The organism is Vibrio sp. 10N.222.49.C9, from assembly GCF_041474985.1.
In the GTDB taxonomy this organism is placed as follows: Bacteria; Pseudomonadota; Gammaproteobacteria; order Enterobacterales; family Vibrionaceae; genus Vibrio; species Vibrio crassostreae_C.
Genome location: NZ_JBFRVD010000218.1, coordinates 1 through 343, shown reverse-complemented (window position 1 = coordinate 343; position 343 = coordinate 1). Strand labels below are relative to the sequence as shown.

Below are 343 nucleotides of genomic sequence, written 5' to 3'. Positions count from 1 at the left end.
CTACACCTGAGTCGGTGCCGGCAATCACGGCTTTATCATTGGTGCCGTTCACGGTAATGGTGACTTTATGGGTCGTGCCATCTGCCGATTGAACTGTGATCGTATCTGTAGCGGTTGCTCCTTTACCTAAAGCTTGAACGGTAGGGTTAGTGTTATCCAGATCGTATGTCCATGCACCATTGTCTTTAAGGTGCAGGGTACCCAGAGTGCCAACAACATCGGTATTGGAGAAGTGTGCTTCGCCGGTATCGACATCGGTTACAGTAAGTGTACCTGAGGTTTGTAGTTGGGATTGTTCGGTTACTGCACCTGAGTCTGTGCCTGCTATTACGGCTTTATCATT

General features: G+C 48.7%; 1 protein-coding gene. It reads right to left on the bottom strand.

Translation table 11 applies throughout. The annotated features are described in order from the left end of the window. Positions 1 to 343, bottom strand: a 343-nt coding sequence (locus tag AB4585_RS22840) for a VCBS domain-containing protein (RefSeq protein WP_372171091.1), incomplete at both ends; no start/stop codon positions are given.